Origin of the sequence: Kitasatospora purpeofusca, assembly GCF_042691725.1 — a bacterium.
Classification (GTDB): Bacteria; Actinomycetota; Actinomycetes; order Streptomycetales; family Streptomycetaceae; genus Kitasatospora; species Kitasatospora purpeofusca_B.
Window position 1 is genome coordinate 1,180,924 of record NZ_CP170483.1, and the last position, 20,335, is coordinate 1,201,258.

Genomic DNA, 20,335 nt, shown 5'->3' on the forward strand with positions numbered 1-20,335 from the left:
CGGCCGCCCGGCCGGGCGGGCGGGCCCGGCCGGGCGGCGATGGAGCGGCGGTGGAGCGGCGGTCAGGCGGCCGTGGCGCGCAGGGTCCAGCTCTGGGCGCGGGTGAGCCGGGCGATTTCGGTCACGTCGAGGTCCGGCCGGTGCATCCAGCGCCCGACCCGGCGGGTGAAGTGCTCGGCCATCTCCTCGCCGACCTCGGGCAGCGGGGCCACGGCCGGCAGGACGACCCGCGCGGGCAACTCCCGGAGCGCCTCGGCACCCCCGGTCCCGGCGAGGTCGAGCAGACCGCGGTGGAGGGTCGCGGGCGCGAGGGCGACGCCCCCGGGGCCCCGGAGCGAGGCCGGCAGCGCACCGGTGGCGGCCACCTCCCGGCAGAGCTCGGCGGCGAGGCCGAGCACGGTGTCCCGGTCGGCCTCGCACCGGCCCCCGGCGGGTATCCCGTCGGCCGGGCGCGCGACCGGCCCGTGGACCTCCCCGGGCGGGCCGCCCGAGCCGGGGTCCCGGCCGAGGACCGCTCCGCACATCGCGTGCAGCAGCTGGGCGGGCGAGGCGGTGCGCGAGGTGGTGCGGATGCCCGGTTCGGCCGCGGCCGCCCGCAGCTCCGCCGCGAACCAGTCGCCGCGCGGCGCGGGGGTGCGCAGCCGCTCTTCCACGAGGTCCCCGAACCCGACGATCTCGGCGCCGGGGCGGGCCCGGACCGCGTCGACCAGCCGCCCGAGGTTGTCCAGCATGGTCCGGGTCTCCTCGGCCGCTCGGGCGGCCGGCTCGGCGAGCGGCGCGCCGGGTGCGGGGTTGCGTCCGGCCGCGTAGTTCAAGCCGTCCCAGAACTCCCGGTTGACGAACATCGTCGGATGGCCGATGTACAGGTGGAGCACGCCGTCCGCGGACCCCGCCGCCCGGTCGACGAGTTCCGGGACCCGCGCGAGCAGCTCGGCGAACCGGGCCGGGTCGGGCAGGACGTCCTCGACCGGCCCGACGGCCTCGGAGCGGGCGAAGCAGAGCGCGCCCGCGTACCAGTGCGGATTGTGGCCGCCGCCGGTGCGGCTGAACGAGTGCAGGTGGGCGGGGATGTCCAGGGCGGCGAGCGCGGCCGGGAGCTGGGGGCCCCAGGACGTGCCGGGGCCCGCGAAGCCGCACAGCCGCCGGCCCGTCAGCTCGCGGACGAGCTCGGCGCCGGAGCGCTCCCTGGCGACGACCTCCGCCACGCCGTCCGCCCAGTCCCGGCGCTCCAGGTACTCGGCCACCGTCGGGTGGGTCGAGTGGTGGTTCGTGTGGTAGCCGACGTCGTGGGCGCGCAGCGCCTCGAAGACGTCCGGCCGGCCCCGGCGCACCAGGGCGCGGGCCTTGTCGCCGGTGACGAAGAAGGCCGCCCGGGCGCCGCGTTCGCGCAGCAGGCCGGCCACCCGGACCACGGCGTCGTCGCTGCGCGCGGTGACCGGGTCCTCCACGTCGAAGGTCAGGAACACCCGGACGCTACGCGACACGGTGGCCCTCCCGACCCTCGGCGGGCTGCCACAAGCCGTGCATGCGCAGGACGGAGACGGCGTCGCGCACGCTCGAACGGCCCTGGGGGGACTCGATCTCCAGCGCGCAGCGCCCGGTGTAGCCGCCGTCCGCCAGGACCGCGGCCAGCTCGCGCAGGGGCATCGCGGCGAGCGGGGTGTCCGGGCCGCCCTTGAGGTGCACCTGGCCCACCAGTGGCAGCAGGTCCCGCAGGTCGGTCAGCGGGTCGGCGCCCGCGTAGAGGCAGTTGCCGATGTCGAAGAACAGCCGCGCGCGGGGGTCGTCCACCGTCGCCACCAGCTCGGCGACGTCGCGCGGGAGCGCCCCGCCGACGAACTCGGCCGCGATCAGCGTGCCGTGCTCCGCGGTGGCGGCCAGCACGTCGGCGAAGGCCTTGGCGTAGACCTCGGCGCGCGCCGGCTCCTCCGGCTTGACCCGGACCGGGACGAGCACCAGGTCGCAGCCGAGACCGGCCGCGAGCACGGCGGTGGCGGCGATCCGGCGCACCGCCTCCGGGCGGACCTGCTCGGGCAGGTCGGGCAGCCGGACGAACTCCGCGACGACGGCGGAGGCGATGGGCAGGCCGTGCCGGGCGGAGAGCTCGCGGAAGAGCTCCACCTGCTCGGCGGCCTCGGCGCTGTGCAGCGGGACTTCCGCGAAGTCGATTCCCAGCCGCCGGAATTCGGCGAACTTCTGGTCCTGGGTGTAGGCGTCGGTGATGGTGTCGGTACCGGCTCCGAGCAGCACGTCGGTCTCCTCCTGTGCGTGCGGGTGCGCCGGCGCACCGGGTGCGTCGGACGCGACGGGGGCGGGATGGGGAGTGGAGCGGGATCGGGAGTGGAGCGGGGCGGAACGGGGGTGGGACGGAGAGGGTGGAGCGGGGCGGGATCAGGGGCCGGGCGCCGCGCGGTCGGCGCCCGGCCGGGTGGTCGTCGGACGGAACGGTCAGGACAGGCTGGGGACTGCGGCGCCGAGCAGCGCGTCGACCCGCACCGGCAGGCCGCTCTGCGCGGACTGCTGGTGGGCGAGGGTCGTGGCCAGGGTCCGGACCGCCTCCTCGTAGGGGGCCAGCACCAGTTCCGGGCGGCCGTCCCGGACGGCCCGGACGAACGCCCGGTCCTGGGCCGCCATCGAGTCGTCCGTGAACTGCCGCTCCTCGCGGCCCTCGGCGGTGACGACCTCCACGGTCCGCGACTCGCCCTCGTGGCCGAGCACGGACACCGTCAGGCCGTCGGCGATGATGTGGATGCCACGGGCGAACGCGGGGTTGCCGTGGCCCGACACCATGTTCGTCACGAGACTGCCCACCGCGCCGTTGGCGTAGGTCAGGCTGGCCGCCGCGGTGTCGAAGATCTCCGACTCGGCGCGGGTCGCGATCCGCCGGCCGCCGGAGACGTAGACGGTGGAGATGTCGGAGACCAGCAGCCGCAGCAGGTCCACCTGGTGCGTGGCCATCTCCACCACCTGGCCGCCGGAGCGGTCCTGGTGGCGGTACCAGTCCCGGCCCGGCAGCTTGGTGAAGCGGTGGGCGAGCGTCATCGCGACGGTCCGGCCGTCCAGCCGGGACCGCACGTACGGGACGATGTCCGCGTAACGGCTCTGGTAGCCGGCCGCCCCGATCAGGCCGCGGTCGCGCAGCGCCCGGGAGATCGCGGTGGCCGTCCGGAGGTCCAGGGCCACCGGCTTCTCGACGAGGAACGGCACCCCCGCCTCGATCGCGGCGAACTCCACCTCCCCGTGGACGAAGGGCGGCAGGCACAGGAACACCGCGTCCAGCCGCTCCTGCTGGAAGAACCGGACGGGGTCGGTGTGCACCGGGAGCCCGGCGAACGCCGTCAGCACCCGCTCGGGGACCGCGCCGCGCAGCGCCTCCAGGACGCTGCGGCGGGTCGCCTCGGCGGCCTGCGGGGCGGTGTCGCAGAGCGCCACCACCTCGGCCTCCGGGTCGGCCAGCACCCGCTTGAGGTGCTGCTTGGCGATGTAGCCGACGCCGACGAATCCAATGCGAACTGCCACGGGGGGAACCTTTCGTTCGTGAGTCGGGTGGGTCGGACCGCGTTCGTGGTCGGGGGGTTCGGGGCCGGGGCGGATCCAGGTCCGGGCCGGGTTCCGGGCAGTGTCCGGAGCGGCGTTCGTTCAGGGCCGGGTCACAGCCCGGTGTCGCGCCAGTCCAGGAGCACGCCGATGGCGCCGCTGTCCGGTCCGGCGAGGAGCTTGTACGCGGACTGCGCGTCGGCCGCCGGGAAGGTGTGGGTGACCAGGTCGTCGACCTTCAGCCGCCCCTGGCCGACCAGCCGGAAGAACAGGTCGACGTTCTCCGCGAAGGTGCCGCGGACGTGTCGGGCCCGCGGGGCCCGCGGGATGTCGCTGTCGTGCACCCCGATCAGCGACTGCGCCCGGCGGAGCACGGAGCCCCCCAGCGTCTGGCGGCCCGGCCACGCGGTGTCGCCGACCAGCACGAGGGTGCCGCCCTCCCTGGTCAGGGTGGACAGGCCGGCCAGCGCCTCGGGCGCGCCGGTCACGTCGTACGCGACGCCGACGCCCTCGCCGCCGGTGAGTTCCGCGATCGGCTCGACCGCGGCCGCCACCCCGCCGCCGACCACCGCGGTCGCGCCGTGCCGCCGCGCCGCGGCGAGCCGGGAGCCGCCCCGGGCCACGGCGTACAGCTCGGCCGCGCCCGCGACGGCCGCGTACTGCAGCACGAGCTGGCCCAGCGGCCCGAGGCCGGCCACCGCGACCGGTTCGCCGAACAGCGGGCCGGTCCTGCGCACGGCGTGCTGGGCGATGGCCGACAGCGCGAACCAGGCCGCCGTCCCGTCGGGAATCCCGTCCGGCACCGGATAGACCGACTGCTCCGAGACGACCGTGAGGCTCTGGTGCGAGCGGCGCAGCACGACGCGGTCGCCCGGCCGGCGGTCGGCGACGGTCGGGCCGACCTCCAGCACCTCGCCGACCGCGCTGTAGCCGGGGGCGAAGGGGTAGCGCACCCAGGCGGACCAGTGCGAGGGCTTCTCGAACTCCCCCAGGAAGCAGTTCCGTTCGGTGCCGGGGCTGACCAGCGTCGTCCGGGTGCGGACCAGCAACTGGTCGTCCGAGAGCTCCGGCAGCACCTCGCGGCGCAGGTCCACGCGTCCGGGCTCGGTGATCAGTACGCGGGTGCTGTGCATTCTGCGATCAGTCCTTCCAGGGTTCGACGACGGGTACCAGGCATTCGGTGAGACGGGCCGTGCGCACCGCGTCGCCGATCCGGTCGAGCGGGATGCGGTGGGTGAGCAGCGGGTCGAGGTCGAGGACGCCGCGGGCCAGCAGGTCGGCGGCAGCCCGGAACACGCCGGGGCCGTAGTGGTAGCTGCCGATGTAGCGGATCCGGCGGTAGTGCAGGGCGTTGAGGTCGACCGGCAGGGTGGTGCCGGGCGGGCAGCCGCCGAAGCCGACCACGGTGCCGCCGGGCCGGACCAGGGCGAGGGCCTGCCGGTAGGTCTCGGCGCGGCCGACCGCCTCCACCACCACGTGCGGGCCCCGGCCGTCCGTCAGCGCCCGGACCCGCTGCGCCGTGCGGTCGTCGGCTTCGACCGCCCGCCCGGCGTCGGCGGCCCGGTCGACGTCGACGACGGTTGCGCCGGCCCGGCGCACCGCGGCGCGCCGGGCCGGGTGGTTGACGGTGCACAGGACGCGCTCGGCGCCGCGCAGCAGGGCGAGCCTCACCTGGATCAGCGCGACCGGGCCGCAGCCGATGACGAGGACGCTCTGCCCGGGGCCGATGCCGGCGGTGTCGGTCGCGTCCAGGACGCAGGCGACGATCTCGGTGAGCATCGCGGCCCCGGCGGACACCCCCGTCGGCACCGCCACGACGTGGTCGGTGAGCGGCGGCCGCAGGCGGACGTACTCCGCGTGCGCCCCCGGCTCGACCCGGGCCCGGGCGGTGCACAGCGCCGCCGGTCCGTGGCGGCAGGTGTCGCAGCGTCCGCAGGGCGGGTGCGGGTCGACGGTGACGCTCTGGCCGAGTGTCAGGTGCCGCACGGCGGGGCCGAGCGCGGCGATCCGGCCGGCTACCAGGGTGCCGAGGACGGCGGGCGGCGTCATCCGGGGATGGCCGACGGTGACGGCGCGCACCAGGGCGGCGCCGAACATCGCGGCGCGGACCCGGATCACCACGTCCTCGGGCCGCTCGACGCGGGGCACCGGGAGGTGTTCCAGGGTGAGCGGCCGGCCGGGGCCGTGCCAGACGGCCGCCCGCATCAGCGCGGGCAGCGCGGCGGGGGCCGGCGCGCCGGTGACCGCCGGGCCCGTCATGCCGGGCCGCCGTCCGCCGCGGGCGCGTCGTCCGGCGCCCGGCCGTCCTCCCCCGCCGAGAGCAGCCAGGCGTGGCGCGGATCGGTCCGGAAGCACAGGTGCCGTTCGGTCCCGGCGAGCGCCCACAGGTAGTAGAAGCGGTGCCCGGCGGCGGCCACGAAGCTGTGGAAGCCCTCCCGCACGGCGACGACGTCGCCGTCCTGCACCACGGTGGCCCGGCGGTCCGCCGCCACCGAGGGGTAGTGGACGAGCAGTCCGAAGCCCGAGGGCGGGGACACCCGCACGTGGAAGGCCTCCTGCTGGTGGCTCTCGAACGGCGGGTCGTGTCGGTCGTGCTTGTGCGGCGGATAGCTGGACCACACGCCCTCCGCGCTGAACGTCTCCCCCACCAGCAGGCCGTCCGCCGGCCGGTCCGGTCCGACGATGTCGTGCACCTCGCGCGCCCACACCCCGGTGCCGCGCCGCTCGGCGCGCACCCCGTCCGGTGTGACGAGGTAGGGCTCGCGGGGGGTGCCGGCGGGCGCCGTGGCGACGGCGTAGCGGACACCGGCGGGGCCGGCGGTGATCCGCCAGCGCCGGCCGGCCGGCGCGTAGAACGCGGTGGCCCGGCCGTCGAAGACGTCCGCGCGGGCGCCCAGCCCCGGCCAGTGCGGGCCGGGCCCGTCGAAGTCGACGTCGCAGCGGCCCCCGAGGAGCACCACGACGGCCTCCGCGCCGTCCTGGTGCTGCTGCGCGAAGTTGCCCGGGGCGAGTTCCCCGATCCGCAGCCCGACCGGGAGCCCGGCCGGTGGCTCCCGGTGCCCGGACGCGGGCCCGGCGAGGGGTGTGCCGTCCATTCAGACGCTCCTTCCTGCGGTGGCCTCCGGGAGCACGAGCCCGGGGAGGAGGCCGTCGATCGCGACCGGGCCGCCGTGGGCGGCCGATCGCGTCACCGCCTCCCCCACCGCCACGGCGTACGCGCCGTCGACGGCCGTCGCGGCCGGGCCCCGCGCCCCGTACGGCCCCGGTGCCGGGGGCGCGCCGCCGTCCGGCAACTCGCCGTCCGGCAGGGCGCCGTCCAGCAGGGCGGCGAGCATCCGGGCGTCCGCGCCGGAGTGCGTGCCACTCTCCCGGGGGACGGTGATGCGCCGCGGCGGCCCGTCCACCGGGCTCAGGCGCACCGTGTACCGGTCCGCGGGCCGCGCACCGCCCGCCGCCACCACCTCGTAGCGGGCCGCGAGTTCGCCGTCGGTGCCCTGCACCGTGAGGGTGTAGCCCTCCCAGGGCGAGCGGGCCGACAGCGAGTAGTGGGCGATCGCCCCTCCCCGGTAGCGGATCACCGCGGAGACGGTGTCCGCGATGTCGGCGTCCGCCGGCACCCGCCGCTCGTCGTCCCCGCGGTCCGGCCCGGGGTGGTAGTGCAGGCGGCCCGTCCAGCCCGTGACCTCCTGCGGCCGGTCGGCCAGCCACCAGTTGAGCAGGTCGAAGTGGTGGCAGCTCTTGGTGATCTGCAGGCCACCGGACGCCGCGGCCCGCCGGTGCCACCGCAGGAAGTAGCTGCGCCCGTGGTCGGGCCGCAGCCGGTAGGAGAGGTGGGCCCGGGTGGGCGTGCCGATCCGGCCCTCCGCCAGCAGGTCCCGGATGGTGCGGTGGAGGTTGAGGTAGCGCATGTTGTGCGCGACCCGCACGGTGGCGCGGGAGCGCCGCTCGGCCGCGACGACGCTCGCGGCCTGGCGCGCCGTCAGGGCCATCGGCTTCTCGGTCAGGACGTGCACCCCCGCGTCGAGGGCCGCGGCGATCTGCCCGGCGTGCGCGCAGTCCGGCGACGTGACGATCAGGACCTCGGGGCGCAGGTCGTCGAGCATCGGGCGGACGTCACCGGTCGGGTAGACCGGGACGGACCAGCGCTCGGCCACCTCCGCGAGCCGACGCGGATCGCTGTCGGCCACGCCGACCAGCGACCGGCCCGGCGAGGGGTGCGCGAACAGCGGCAGGTACGTCTTCCAGGCCCGGGTGCCCGCCCCGACCAGGGCGTAGCGGGTGCTGGGCGGTTCAGCCATGGCTGGGGACCTCCTCGGGTCGGTGGGGTTCGGGCGCCCGGTCGCGCAGCCAGCGACCGGCGCGGGCGACCCGGCGCACCCGCAGGTCCCGGTCCAGCACGACCACGTCCGCGGCCAGCCCCGGCACCAGCGCGCCGGTCCGGTCGGCCAGGCCGAGCACCCGGGCCGGTGTGGTGGCGGCCATCCGGACGGCCTCGACGAGCGGGACGTGGGCCTGCTGGACGGTGAAGCGCAGGACGTCGGCGAGGTGGCTGGTGCTGCCGCAGAACGACGCGCCGTCGTGGCCGAGCGCGACGCCGTCGGCGACGACGCCCCGGACCGCGCCCATGGCGAAGCCGCTGCCCGGGGCGAGCCCGGTGCCGGCCGAGGCGTCGGAGACGAGGCAGAGCCGGTCCGGGCCCAGGCAGCGGTGGGCGATCCGGACGAGTTCGGCGGGCAGGTGCCGGCCGTCGGCGATGAGCTCGGCGGTCAGCCCCTCCGACGCCAGGACGGTCTCCAGCAGGCCGGTGACCCGCCACGGGCCGTCCTTGGCGAGCGTCGACTGCCCGCTCCACAGGTGCGCGACGTGCCGCAGTCCGGCCGTGCGCGCCGCCGTCAGCTCCCGGCCGGTGGCGCCGCTGTGCCCGGCCGAGACGACCACGCCGCGGTCGGTGAGCGCCCCGATCAGCGCCGCCGATCCCGGCAGCTCGGGGGCCAGGGTGACCATCCGGACGAAGTCCGCCTCGGCGAGCAGCCACGGCCACGGCAGCTGCGCGGGTGTGCGCAGCGCGTCGGGCGGGTGCGCTCCCCCGAACCGCGGATTGAGGTAGGGGCCTTCGAGGTGGGTGCCGAGCAGGCCGGAGCCGGCGGGCAGTCGGCGGCCGGCGCGCAGGGCGGCCCGAAGCGCCGGCGGCCGGTCGGTCGCCAGGGTGGCCAGCAGGCCGGTGGTGCCCGCGGCGGCGTGCGCGTCCACGACGGTGCGCCAGGCGTCCGGGTCGGGCTCGTTGAACGTCCGGCCGAGGGCGCCGTGCACGTGGACGTCGATCAGTCCGGGCAGCACGTAGTCCCCGTCGAGGTCGACGCTCCGGTAGCCGGCCGGCGGCCGGCGGGCGGGGCCGGCGTACTCGACGGTTCCGTCCCGCAGCAGCAGGCACTCCCCCGCGCCCAGCCGGCGGGGGTGCACCACGGTGGCGTTGACGAGGGCCAGGCGCTGTTCGTGGCTCATCGCGCGGCCACCCGCCGGTAGACCCGCAGGTGGCGCTCCACGAACCGGTCCGGGTCGAAGCGGCCGGAGCGTTCGAGGCTGGCCTTCGCCAGGTCGCGGCGGCGCGCCGGGTCCTCGGCGAGCAGGCGCAGGGCCGCGGCCAGGTCGGCGGGCGAGTCCGGCGGAAAGTAGAGGGCCGCGTCGCCCGCGGTCTCGCGGTGCGGCGGGATGTCGGAGAGGAGCATCGGCAGGCCGGCCGCCAGGCCCTCCAGGATCGAGATGGGCATGCCCTCGAAGCGGCTGGCGGAGACGAACGCCCCGGACGACCCGAGGAGCGGCAGCACCAGGTCGCGGCGCCACACCTGGCCGTACCAGTCGACGGCGTCGGCGATGCCCGACTCCCGGGCCTGCTGGAACAGCTCGGCCATCTGCGGGCCGTCGCCGATGACCCGCAGGCGTACGTCGGTGCCCGCGCGGCGGGCCTGCGCCACTCCGGCGAGCACCGCGGCCTGGTTCTTGTGCGGGTGGAGTCCGGCGAGGCTGACCACGGTGAGGTCGGCTCCCGCGGCCGGCGGCTCGGCCCCGGGCCGGTCCAGCCGGATGGCGTTGGGCACCACCTCGACCCGCTCCGCCGGCAGGCCGACCTGCGTGGCGCAGAACTCCCGGACGGCCTCCGAGACCGCGAGCACCTGGTCGGCACGGGTGTTGACGTAGCGGTCGACGCGGTTGCGCAGCCAGGTCCGCTTGTGGGTGTAGACGCTGTGGTACGTCACCACGGTCGGGCGGCCGCGCAGCGCGAGCCGTACCAGGGGGTGGATCCGGCCGTCCCCGAAGTGGACGTGGACCACGTGGTCCCGGGTCAGCCGTGCCACCCCGGCGAGGCGGCGGCGCGCCGGCCCGGCGAGCGAGACGACCTCGACCCTGGGGTCGAGCTCGGTCATCAGCGCGTTGCGCCGGGCGACCGCGAGCGCGACCACGCGGACGGGGACGCCGCGGGCCACCAGGTCGTTGGCGAGGGCGGTCACCACGCGTTCCAGCCCGCCCACGGTGAAGTAGCGGACCAGGAGGCAGACCCGCAGGCCGTCGGGGACGCCGTCGTCGGCGGGCTCGGGCTCGGGGGCGGTGGCGGGCTCGGTCACGGGGGCGGGCTCGGGGGCGCTCATGAGGCACCGCCGAACAGCAGCTCCGGGTAGCGGCGGGCGCCGCCGAGCAGGTGCCCGGCCTTGGGGGCGAGCGGTTCCCGCAGCGCCTCGGCCAGGACGGGCCCGGCGTCTCCGGCGAGGACCTCGGCGAGCCCGCAGGCGCGGACCAGGCCGCGGCCGGCGAGCAGTCCGGCGTGGATCCGCTGTTCCGGTTCCCTGAGCTGCCGGGGGATCACCACGGCGTTGCAGCCGACCGCGAGCACCTCGCTGAGCATGTTCGCCCCGGCGGCACCGACGAACAGGTCGGCGGCGGCCATCCAGGTGGTCATCGCCGGTTCGTAGCCGACGATCTCCAGCCACGGGAGGTCGGCCGCGCGGGCCCGCAGCGCGGCGGCGTCGGCCGCCTCCAGGTACGGTCCGGTCACCAGCCGGACCCGGTCGAACTCCGGCCGCAGCGCGGTGAAGGCGTCGATCAACGCCGTCCACAGTCCGATCGCGCCCTGGCCCCCGCCCATACTGGCGACGACCAGGCGCTCGGCGTCGTCGACACCGAGTTCCGCCCGCGCGGTGTCGCGTCCCGCCTGAGACTCGTCGACCAGGTAGCCGGTGTAGTGGATCCGCTCGCGCAGCCGACGCGGCACCCGGTAGTGGTCCTCCAGGCGGAACACCTCGGGGTGGGTGTGCACGTGGATCGCGTCGAAGTGCCGGTCGATCCACTGGGCGCTGTCCGGGCCGAAGTACTCGCGGTCGGTCTTCTCGGCGTCGAAGAGCACGCCCCGCAGGGTCAGCACCCGGCGCCCGCCGTCGCCGCGGGTCGCGGTCAGCGCCGGGACGAGTTCGTCCTCGGCGCCCTTGGGCAGGTGGTTCACCAACAGGACGTCGGGGGCGTAGTGGCGCAGGTAGACCTCGGCGAGTTCGGCGCGCAGCCGGAAGAGCGGCCCGGCGGCCAGCCCGGAGCGGCCGGAGGTCTGCCACCCGGCCGGGTCGTCGTAGTTGGTGAACGCGGGCAGTTTGACCACGTCCATGGCGGCCGGCAGCAGGTCGAGCCCGCGGTAGGCGCCGGTGAGTCCGGTGACGGACAGCGGGCGGCCGCCGCCGAGCAGGCCGTGGGCGACCTTGGCGCTCTCCGCGGTGTGGCCGAGGCTCCGGCCGTTGTGCCAGTACATCGCGATCCGCATGGTCTGCCTCCTCGAATGCGTGGGAGTGCGAGCGGTCCCGGCGGCCCCGGCGGTGCGCGGCGCCGGCCCGGGGCCGGCGGCCGGAAGGGGCCGGGGCCGTCGGGGCCGTCGGGGCCGGGGCGAGTCGCCGGGAGCGGGAAGGGTGCGGGACGGGAGCGGGAAGGGGGCGCTCGGGCCCCCGAGGGGCACCCGAGCGCGGCGCGGGCTACAGGACGGCGACGTTGCGCTCGTCGAGCCGGCCCCTGGTGTCGAAGAGCGCGGGGGTCCGGGAGGCGTCCAGGTGCTCGAGGTAGTGCGCGTGCCACTGCAGGACGATCGTGAGGTCGGCCGCGCCCATCGCACGGTCGAGGTCCTCGGCGCGGGCCACCTCCGCGCCGTCGATGGTCCAGGAGCCGATGTACGGGTCGTGGTAGGCGACCTCGGCGCCCCGCTCGCGCAGATGGCGGACGACGTCGTCGGCGGGCGACTCGCGCTGGTCGGCGACGTCGGCCTTGTAGGTGACGCCCAGGAGCAGGATCCGGGCGCCGGGGAGCCCGCCGCCGCCCTTGGCGAGCAGCTGTCCGGCGCGCCCGACCACGTACTGCGGCATGCCGTCGTTGATCTCCTGGGCCACGTCGATCAGTTGCGAGCGGCCGCCGAGCGCGCGGACCTGGAAGGAGAGGTAGCGGGGGTCGATCGGGATGCAGTGGCCGCCCACCCCGGGGCCCGGCTGGAAGGCCGCGAACCCGAACGGTTTGGTCCCGGCGCACTCGATGGCGTTCCACAGGTCGACGCCCAGCTCATGGGCGATCATGGCCATCTCGTTGACCAGGGCGATGTTGACCTGCCGGTAGGTGTTCTCCAGGATCTTGGCCATCTCGGCCTCCCTGGTGCTCTTCGCCGCGACCACCTTCATCACGAACCGGCTGTAGAACCCGATCGCCCGCTCCGTGCAGCCCGGCGTGCAGCCCCCGACCACCTTCGGGGTGTTGTGCACGCCGTGCTCGGTGTTGCCCGGGTCGATGCGCTCGGGCGAGAACGCCAGCGCGAAGTCGTCGCCGACCCGCAGCCCGGACTCCTCGAGGATCGGGCGGACGATGTCGTCGGTGGTGCCCGGGAAGGTGGTGGACTCCAGGACCACCAGCATGCCCCGGCGCAGCTGCCGGGCGACCATCCGGCCGGCCCGGACCACGCTGGACAGGTCCGGCAGGCCGTCCCGGTCGAGCGGCGTCGGCACGCAGACCACGACGACCCTCGGTGCGCCGAAGCCGCGTTCGTCGCAGGTGGCGGTGAAGCCCGTGGCGCGCATCGCCCGCACGTCCTCGTCGCTCACCCCGTCGACGTGCGAGGTGCCGGCGTTCAGCCGCGCGACCACCCGCGGGTCGGCGTCGAAGCCCCGTACCCGCAGCCCGGCCTGGGCCGCCTCCCGGGCCAGCGGGAGCCCGACGTAGCCGAGGCCGACGACGAGCAGGTCCACCGGGTCATGCATGGCGCGGCCCTCCGTGCACCGTGGCGGCCAGCTCGCGGACGGCGTCGGCGGGCTTGCCGCCGGCCCAGGCCCGGCGTCCGACGGCCGCGCCGCCGATGCCCAGCCGGATCGCCCGGTCGAGGACGTCGGACAGCTCGGTCCCCGCGTCCGGCGCGCCGCCGGCCAGCACGATCGGAACGGAGGTGCTCTCGACGCACTGGCGGACGATGTCCGGGTCGTCGGGCAGCGCCGTCTTGACGAAGTCCCCGCCGATCTCCTCGGCGATCCGGCAGGCGTGGGCGTAGGCGCCGGGGCCGAGTCGCCGGACCGCCTCCGGCCGGGTGTACACGGTGACGAGCACGGGCAGCCCGAGGTCGTGGGCCCGCTCGGCCAGCACCGCGATGACCCGGGCGTTCTCCAGGTCCCCGGACGAGCCGAACTTGAACTCCCCGCAGACGGCGTCGGCCGCGTGGGCGGCGGCGTACTCGACGGTGTTGAGCTGGACGTGGTCCACGCCGTCGGCCAGCCGGCCGGTCAGCGCCATGATGACGCCGAGCCGTTCGGCGCCGGGCACCGCGAGGCAGTGGGTCAGGCCGGGGCGGAGCATCACGGCGTCCGCGCCGCCCTGGACGGCGGCCTCGACGATGGCGGCCGGGTCCTCCAGGCCACCGGCCGGGCCCAGGGTGATGGCGTGGTCGAGCGGGATCACCAGGGTCCTCCCGGTGACCGGGGAGAACAGGCGGCGGCATCTGATCCGGAATCCGTCGAAGGGAAGGTCACGTCGGGCGGTCAGCGGGGTCGGGGACAAGGTCTCACAACTCCTTCCGTGATCTGCCGGTCGAGCGTCAGGGCAGCAGTTCCAGGTGCCCCGCGTATTCGCCGGTCTCCAGGTATGTCCGCATGAGGCCGAGAATTCCCCGGGCGCGCTGCGGCCCCCAGCCGAGCACCGCGGCGTTCTCCGACCCGAGGACGAAGTTCAGGATGATCAGATCGCGCATCACCAGGAATTCGTCGAACTGCGCCGCTCCGGCGGGGAGGGCGCGGACGGACCGGTAGCCCGCCAGGTAGCGTTCGGCGAAGTCCTCGTACGCGGGCAGGTCGTCCGCGCAGGTGCGCAGGACGGACGACAGCACCGTGGCCACGTCGAGCATGGGGAAGCCCCAGCCGCAGTCGTCGAAGTCGATGACGGCCGTGGAGCCGTCGTCGGTCTCCAGGAGGTTGCCCCGGTGGAGGTCCGCGTGGATCACGCCCCAGTCGGCGGATCCGGGCTCCGGCAGCCGGGCGCCCACGGCTGCGGACACCTCCTGGAGGACCCGGTGCTCGTTCTCCGTCAGGCGGCCCCGCGCCGTCGCGCCGTCGAGCGCGGCTCCCTCGGTGAAGACCTCGCGGTGTCCCCAGGCCGGTCGGACGAAGCCCTCCGGCGGCCGGAACCCGGCGGCGTGCTCGTGCAGCCGGGCGGTGACCGCGCCGATGTCCCCGGCCGCGCCGGGGCGCGAGTACGGCGGCGACGCCCGCCCGGGGATCCACTCGAAGACCACCGCCGTCACCGGCTCGGGACAGCCCGCCAGTTCCAGGCCGACGACCTTGTCGCCGGCCGGGGTCGCGACGGGCACCGGCACCGTGACCGCCTTCTCCGCGAGGAGCGCCTCCATCCAGTCGAGTTCGGAGCGCTGCTCCGCCGCGCTCCGCCCGTCGCGCACCGAGATGCGGAGCGTGTACAGGGTGCTGTGCGGGTGGCCGTGCCGACGTCCGGCGAGCCGGTACACCGCGTTGTCCTCGTACTGCACGAGGCGCAGATCGTCGCAGCGGATGCCGTGGACCTCCGCCACGCGGGCGGCCAGCGCCCGAAGTCGGGCCCGTTGGGCGGAGCGTGACAGTTCGTAGAAGGATCGTGCCATGGGGATTCCTCGATTCGGCGGCCGGAAGCGGTTCCGATCCTCGTCGAGGGGGGTCCTCGTCGAGGGCACGGGGCGATCCGGCGCGACCGAACAGTGGTCGGGGCCGGGAAGACGGACGACCGAGGGCGCCCGGTCTTCGCGGGGCGGGAACCTCGGGGGCGAGGTGGGGGGACGGGCTCGGAGCGGGCCGGCACGGTCCGGGCGGCACGGTGCGTGGCGCCCGGGTCACCGGGTGTGCCGGACCGAGTGCCCCATCTCACCACAGCTGCACATGGGTTGCAGCTGCGAATGGGGGGCGAGAGTGAATTCCGGCCGACCCTCCGGCGGCGAGGCGGCCGAGTCCGCCGCGTGCGAAGCGTCGCGACCGGGCGGTATCCACCGGCGCCCACCAGGGACGGAGGGAGCCACCGGGGCCGGCGCCCCGTCGCGGCAGCCCGTCGGTACCGGCCGAAAGCGGCCACGGCCGGAGCTCGGGGCCCGGGCGCCGCAGGCCGCGACGGGTGCGAGCGGCGCCGGCGCGAGCGGCCCTCGCCCCCGCGACACGCCCGGACGCGCACCGCCGGACGGCCCGCGACCGAGGGGCGGACACCCGCGGACGCGGAGCAAACGGTTCGACATGCACACGATGACCGTGCGTCACCGAACGGCCGAACGGCGGACGGGGGCACCCCGCCATGCGGACGGCCGTTCGGACCGAATGCCGCCGCGAGGGGGTTCGGGTATGGCCGGTTTCCTCGCTCCCGGCCGGGCGCCATCGACTCTCCTCAACTTCCTTGTACCGCACGGTATATGAGCCGAGCAGGGAATCTCGGACCCTTCGACGCGCCCCGAGGGCCCGAACCGCCGGTGCGCGCCGCGTCCGGTGGCACGGACTTGGGGAGTCCCCTTCAGGTCCACCGTCCCAGCCGGTGAGGCGTCAGCCTGTGGACGGGAGGTTCCCACTCGCGGTGACCATGCCTGTCTCATAGGCGATGACGACCATCTGGGCCCGGTCATGGGCGTGGAGCTTGGCCAGCAGCCGCCGGACGTGTGTCTTGACGGTCGCGATGCTCAGCCCCAGATGCTCGGCGATCACGAGGTTGGACAGTCCCCGGGCCACCAATCGGAGCACTTCCCGTTCCCGTGGGGTCACGCCCGCCAGCTCCGGGGCGAGTCGCGGGCGCGGCTCGTGGCGTCCGGCGAACTCGCGGATCAGACGGCGGGTGACCGCGGGCGCGAGCAGGGCGTCGCCGGAGGCGACCACCCGCAAGGCTGTCAGCAGGTCGGCGGGGAGGATGTCCTTCAGGAGGAATCCGCTGGCTCCGCCGCGCAGTGCCGCGTACACGTACTCGTCCAGGTCGAACGTGGTGAGGACCAGCACACGGGTGCCGACGGCGTCCGGGTCCGCGCAGATGCGCCGGGTGGCCTCCAGACCGTCCGTGCCCGGCATCCGGATGTCCATCAGCACGACGTCGGGCCGCAGCCGCAGGGCGAGTTCGACGGCCTGCTCGCCGCTGACGGCCTCGCCCGCGACGGTGAGGTCCGGCACGCTCTCGATGAGCAGGCGGAAGCCCGCCCGCAACAGCGCCTGGTCGTCGGCGATGAGAACCCGGACCGGCCGGTTCACCGTGCAGTCTCCGATCCGCAGGGCAGCCGCGCATGCACCCGGAATCCGCCCGTCGCCAGGGGGCCGGCGGAGAGGGTCCCGCCGCACATGGCCGCCCGCTCCCGCATCCCGACGAGTCCGTGCCCGCCGCCAGGACGCCGGGACGGGCCCCGGGACGGGAGCCGGGACGGCGCGTCGTTGACGACCTCGATCTCGACCGCCTCGGGACCCACCCGGGACAGGTTCACCCGGCAGTCCGCCGACCCCGCGTGCCGGACGACATTGGTGAGGGCTTCCTGGACGATCCGGTAGACCGCCAGTTCCACACCCGGGGGGAGCGGTGGATCCGGGTCGACGGACAGCTCCACGCGCGGGCCTGCGCCGTCCGCGAGCGCGGGCAGGTCCGCCAGACCGGGGGCGGCCCCCAACTCGGCTCCGTCACCGGGTGATCGCAGAACGCCGAGCATGCGGCGCATCTCGGTGAGCGCCGTCCGGCCCGCTGTCCCGACCAGTACGAGGGTCCGCTCGACCTCCTGCGGGTTGGTGGAGGCCACCGCACAGGCCACCTCGGCCCGTACCGTGATGACAGTCAGATGATGGGCCACCACGTCGTGGAGCTCGCGGGCGATCCGCAGGCGCTCGTCCGTCACGGCCTGCCGGGCGGCGAGTTCCGCGTACGACCGCTGCTCTCTCAGCGCGGTGCCCACCAGCCAGGGCAGGGTCATCATCAAAGACGCGAAGACGACGCCCCACGCGACCCCGGAGGCCGGGACCGGTCGCGGTACGAGGGCCATGGCCGCCGCGACGGCGCCCAGCGAGCAGCCGAGCGCCGTCGCGGACCGGCGCCGCGGTTCCCGCGCCGCCACCGTGTACAGGGCGACCCCGACGGGGAGCCAGGACTCCTCCCATCCGGTGAACGCCATGGCGAGGACCGCTCCGGCCAGGACGGTGTACAGCACCGGGACTGACCATCTACGCCGTACCGCGACCGGCAGCCAGACCACCGCCGCCACGGCTCCCGCGCCCCAGCCACCGCTGAGCGTCTCGCTCGCGCCGAACGCCAGGGCGAGGAGCACGGCCGCGACCGTGTCCACGCCGTCCCACTGCCCGTCCCGCAGACGTCCGGCCACCAGCGGCCGTGACTCCCCGTCGCCCATGCCGGCCACGCTATCCAAGCGGGGGCCCGGGGCCTGTCAGCCCGGAGGACGTCATCCTGCGGGCTGAGTCATCCGCGCGGCTGATGCCCGTCCTACCCTCCTGGGCTGACACCGGGTTCCTCCCCGGGCGTGAAGCCGCCGGGCCCGTCGGCCGGAACAGTGGAGCCATGAATCGGAGAACACTGCTGTCCTCGTCCGCCGCACTGGCCGCCGCCATGATCACGGGTCCGCTCACGCCGGTGGCCGTCGCGCGACCGAGGCAGGAGGAACCCGTGCGGTTCCAACTGCCCGCCCCGAACGGGCCGTACCCGCTGGGTACGATCGCGCTGCACCTGGCCGACACCACACGGCCGGACCCCTGGGTGCCCTCCCGCCCCTGCCGTGAGCTGATGATCAGCATCTGGTACCCCGCCCGCGGCTGCGCGGCCCGCCCCACTGTTCCCTGGATGCCTCCGGCGGCGGCCGACCGGTACCTGAGCCTCACCGGCCTGCCCCCCGGCCGGGTACGACTGGGAGGCACCCACGGCCACGAGGGCGCTCCCGTCGGCGGCCCACCGGGCCCCCTGCCCGTCGTGCTCTACTCTCCCGGCTCCGACGCGTCACGGTCGTTCGGCACCGGCATCGTGGAAGACCTCGCCAGTCACGGCTTTCTGGTGGTCACCGTCGACCACACCTACGACGCGGCGGCTGTCGCCTTCCCCGGTGGACGCGTCGAGACGAATCCGCTCGGCGGGATCAGCGACTACGCCAAGGCCCTCGCGGTCCGTACCGCCGACATCCGCTTCGTCCTGGACCGGCTCGCCGTCCTCCGCTCGGGTGGCCACCCCGGCGTCTGCCGCACCCCGCTGCCCACAGGCCTGCACGGGGCGCTCGACCTGCGGCGCGTCGGGATGCTCGGCCACTCCCTGGGCGGCGCCACCACCGCCGCGACGATGCTCACCGACGGGCGGATCACGGCGGGCATGAGCCTGGACGGGGGCGCGGCGGGCCCGGTGGTGGACGCCGGGCTCGACCGTCCGTTCCTGGTCGTGGACACCCTGGGCAAGGGCAGCATGGAGAGCAGCCCCGCCCTGCGCGCGTTCTGGTCACATCTGCGCGGCTGGCGCCTGCATCTGACCGTACGGGGAGCCGCGCACCAGTCGTTCGGCGACGATGTGCTGATCCTGCCGCTGATCGCGCCTCTCCTGGGCATGTCACCGCCCGCTCTGGAGGAAGAGGTCGGGACGATTCCCGGGCACCGGGCACAGGCGTTCCAACGCGCCTACCCGCGAGCCTTCTTCGACCTCCACCTCCGCGACCGGGGGCGGCTGCTCGACGGTCCCTCCCCCGACTTCCCCGAGGTCGACTACGCCCGGTGAACGCCTTGGCGCCGGTCCCGCCCGTCCGGGCTCCGAGGTACGACGCCGGGCGTTCACCCGGGCGGGGTCCGGCGCGGGAGGGTCGTCGGTGTCCTCGGCTTCACAGGGAGGACCACGACCCGGGGCGGGGTAGCGGCGGGGCGGGGTGCCGCCGGGGCCGGCCCGTCAGAGAGCGGCCGGTGCCTGCTCGCCGAGCAGCACCGGGAGCGTGCGGTGGCCGTTGGAGATCAGCGAGTCGACCGGCTCCAGCCGCGCGTCCGGGGCGAACGCGAGGCCAGGGAAGCGGGCGAACAGCCGGCTCAGCGCGATGCGCCCCTCCAGACGGGCCAGCGGCGCGCCGAGGCAGAAGTGCGGGCCGTGGCCGAAGGCGAGGTGGTCCTTGACCGGCCGGGTGACGTCGAAGGCGGCGCCGCTGTCCCCGTAACGCGCCGGGTGGCGTCCCGCGGCCGCGTAGCCGCCCAGGATCGGCTCGCCCCGGCGCACCGTCACCCCGCCGGGCAGCTCGATGTCCTCCACCGCGAAGCGCAGCGGCAGGTGGGCGAGCGGGGCGTCGCGGCGCAACGCCTCCTCCACCACGTCGTCCCAGCCGGCCTCGCCCGCGCGCACCAGGGCGAGCTGGTCGGGGTGGGTGAGCAGACCGGTGACGGCGTTGTCGATCAGATTCACGGTGGTCTCGTAGCCGGCCGTGACGATCAGCAGAAGGGTGTCGCGCAGCTCCTCCTCGCTCAGTGCGGCGCAGCCGCCGTCGGACTCGGTGTCGCGGGCGGCGATCAGCAGGGAGGTCATGTCGTCGCCCGGCACGCGGCGCTTGGCGGCGATCAGGTCCTCCAGCAGGGCCTGGAACTCCGCGCCGTTGGCGGCCGACTCCTCGGGGGTGAGGGTGGTGGAGAACACCTTGTCGACCACGCCCCGGAAGCCCTCGGTCACTTCGTGCGGCAGGCCCAGCAGCTGGGAGATGACCCGGATCGGCAGCGGATGGGCGAAACGGTCGCGCAGGTCCACCACCTCGCCGGGGGCGCTCGCGGCCAGGTCGTCCAGCAGGGCGTCGGTCAGCTCTTCGACGCGCGCCGTCATCGCGGTGACCTGGCGGGGCGTGAAGGCGTTGCCCACCAGTCGGCGCAGCCGCCGGTGGTCGGCGCCGTGCGCGTTGAACATGTTGCGCACGCTCACCCACAGGGCCAGCGGCCAGGTCCGCACCGCCTCGTCGAACGCGGGCCAGTGCTTCAGGCCGTCCTTGGAGACCCGGGGATCCCTGAGCAGTTCCTCCAGCAGCACGGGGTCGGACACCGACCAGGCCCGGACGCCCAGGATGTCGACCGGTGCGGCCGGACCGCGTGCGAACAGCTCGGCGGTCTCGGCCTCTCGGGCGCGGCCGGTCGGGTCGAGCACGATCGGGTCGGGCGCGGTCAGGTCGGGCGCGGCCGGGTCGGGCGCGATCGGGGCCGGTACGAGACGCTCCACGGGGGTCCTCCAGTCGATGCGGTACGGGTGCGCGGTCGTCCGCCGCGCGTCGGAGGGGAATGCACGCCGGTGCGCAGGAAGTCGGCGGAGT

General features: G+C 75.4%; 17 protein-coding genes. 1 reads left to right on the forward strand and 16 read right to left on the reverse strand.

The features are described 5' to 3' along the window. Positions 1 to 62 precede the first annotated feature (62 nt). From ACFCLZ_RS04995 to ACFCLZ_RS05065, 15 genes are all read right to left on the reverse strand, one after another. Positions 63 to 1,484 carry a polysaccharide deacetylase family protein gene (locus tag ACFCLZ_RS04995; protein WP_380283441.1) on the reverse strand — a complete coding sequence of 474 codons (1,422 nt, stop codon included), beginning with the start codon at positions 1,482 to 1,484 and terminating at the stop codon, positions 63 to 65. Next, entirely contained in the window at positions 1,474 to 2,250 is a 777-nt protein-coding gene (locus ACFCLZ_RS05000) for a sugar phosphate isomerase/epimerase family protein (protein ID WP_380283442.1), read from the reverse strand. Before ACFCLZ_RS05000 ends, ACFCLZ_RS04995 begins: the two co-directional genes overlap by 11 nt. 198 nt (positions 2,251 to 2,448) lie before the next feature. Next, on the reverse strand, positions 2,449 to 3,519 hold the full coding sequence (locus ACFCLZ_RS05005) for a Gfo/Idh/MocA family protein (protein WP_380283444.1): 1,071 nt from the start codon (positions 3,517 to 3,519) through the stop codon (positions 2,449 to 2,451). 131 nt (positions 3,520 to 3,650) lie between these two features. Further along, positions 3,651 to 4,670 (reverse strand): zinc-binding dehydrogenase, encoded by a 1,020-nt coding sequence (locus ACFCLZ_RS05010; RefSeq protein WP_380283446.1) that lies wholly within the window; start codon positions 4,668 to 4,670, stop codon positions 3,651 to 3,653. A 7-nt stretch (positions 4,671 to 4,677) separates the two neighbouring features. Beyond that, entirely contained in the window at positions 4,678 to 5,796 is a 1,119-nt protein-coding gene (locus ACFCLZ_RS05015) for a zinc-binding dehydrogenase (protein WP_380283448.1), read from the reverse strand. Beyond that, the gene (locus ACFCLZ_RS05020; protein ID WP_380283449.1) at positions 5,793 to 6,632 is read right to left on the reverse strand and encodes a 5-deoxy-glucuronate isomerase; all 840 of its coding nucleotides are present in this window, start codon (positions 6,630 to 6,632) and stop codon (positions 5,793 to 5,795) included. The genes ACFCLZ_RS05015 and ACFCLZ_RS05020 overlap by 4 nt, the downstream gene beginning before the upstream one ends. After that, a complete protein-coding gene (locus ACFCLZ_RS05025; RefSeq protein WP_380283451.1) occupies positions 6,633 to 7,835 on the reverse strand; it encodes a Gfo/Idh/MocA family protein in 1,203 nt (400 codons plus the stop codon). Further along, positions 7,828 to 9,039 (reverse strand): N-acetylglucosamine-6-phosphate deacetylase, encoded by a 1,212-nt coding sequence (locus tag ACFCLZ_RS05030; protein WP_380283452.1) that lies wholly within the window; start codon positions 9,037 to 9,039, stop codon positions 7,828 to 7,830. Before ACFCLZ_RS05030 ends, ACFCLZ_RS05025 begins: the two co-directional genes overlap by 8 nt. After that, positions 9,036 to 10,181, reverse strand: coding sequence for a glycosyltransferase family 4 protein (locus tag ACFCLZ_RS05035; RefSeq protein WP_380283453.1), 1,146 nt, complete (start codon positions 10,179 to 10,181; stop codon positions 9,036 to 9,038). The genes ACFCLZ_RS05030 and ACFCLZ_RS05035 overlap by 4 nt, the downstream gene beginning before the upstream one ends. Beyond that, positions 10,178 to 11,338 carry a glycosyltransferase family protein gene (locus tag ACFCLZ_RS05040; protein WP_380283454.1) on the reverse strand — a complete coding sequence of 387 codons (1,161 nt, stop codon included), beginning with the start codon at positions 11,336 to 11,338 and terminating at the stop codon, positions 10,178 to 10,180. Before ACFCLZ_RS05040 ends, ACFCLZ_RS05035 begins: the two co-directional genes overlap by 4 nt. Before the next feature lie 205 nt (positions 11,339 to 11,543). Continuing rightward, on the reverse strand, positions 11,544 to 12,806 hold the full coding sequence (locus ACFCLZ_RS05045; RefSeq protein ID WP_380283455.1) for a nucleotide sugar dehydrogenase: 1,263 nt from the start codon (positions 12,804 to 12,806) through the stop codon (positions 11,544 to 11,546). Beyond that, a complete protein-coding gene (locus ACFCLZ_RS05050; RefSeq protein ID WP_380283456.1) occupies positions 12,799 to 13,593 on the reverse strand; it encodes a class I fructose-bisphosphate aldolase in 795 nt (264 codons plus the stop codon). Before ACFCLZ_RS05050 ends, ACFCLZ_RS05045 begins: the two co-directional genes overlap by 8 nt. Before the next feature lie 37 nt (positions 13,594 to 13,630). Beyond that, entirely contained in the window at positions 13,631 to 14,683 is a 1,053-nt protein-coding gene (locus ACFCLZ_RS05055) for a phosphotransferase enzyme family protein (protein ID WP_380283457.1), read from the reverse strand. Between the two features lie 916 nt (positions 14,684 to 15,599). Continuing rightward, positions 15,600 to 16,289, reverse strand: a complete 690-nt coding sequence (locus ACFCLZ_RS05060) for a response regulator (RefSeq protein ID WP_380283458.1) — start codon at positions 16,287 to 16,289, stop codon at positions 15,600 to 15,602. Then, positions 16,286 to 17,425, reverse strand: a complete 1,140-nt coding sequence (locus tag ACFCLZ_RS05065; RefSeq protein WP_380283459.1) for a sensor histidine kinase — start codon at positions 17,423 to 17,425, stop codon at positions 16,286 to 16,288. Before ACFCLZ_RS05065 ends, ACFCLZ_RS05060 begins: the two co-directional genes overlap by 4 nt. 167 nt (positions 17,426 to 17,592) lie before the next feature. On the opposite strand from ACFCLZ_RS05065, the gene ACFCLZ_RS05070 reads away from it, so the two are divergent. After that, positions 17,593 to 18,783, forward strand: coding sequence for an alpha/beta hydrolase family protein (locus ACFCLZ_RS05070; RefSeq protein WP_380283460.1), 1,191 nt, complete (start codon positions 17,593 to 17,595; stop codon positions 18,781 to 18,783). Between the two features lie 165 nt (positions 18,784 to 18,948). On the opposite strand, the gene ACFCLZ_RS05075 is transcribed toward ACFCLZ_RS05070, so the two are convergent. After that, the gene (locus tag ACFCLZ_RS05075; protein ID WP_380283461.1) at positions 18,949 to 20,244 is read right to left on the reverse strand and encodes a cytochrome P450; all 1,296 of its coding nucleotides are present in this window, start codon (positions 20,242 to 20,244) and stop codon (positions 18,949 to 18,951) included. Positions 20,245 to 20,335: the final 91 nt, after the last annotated feature.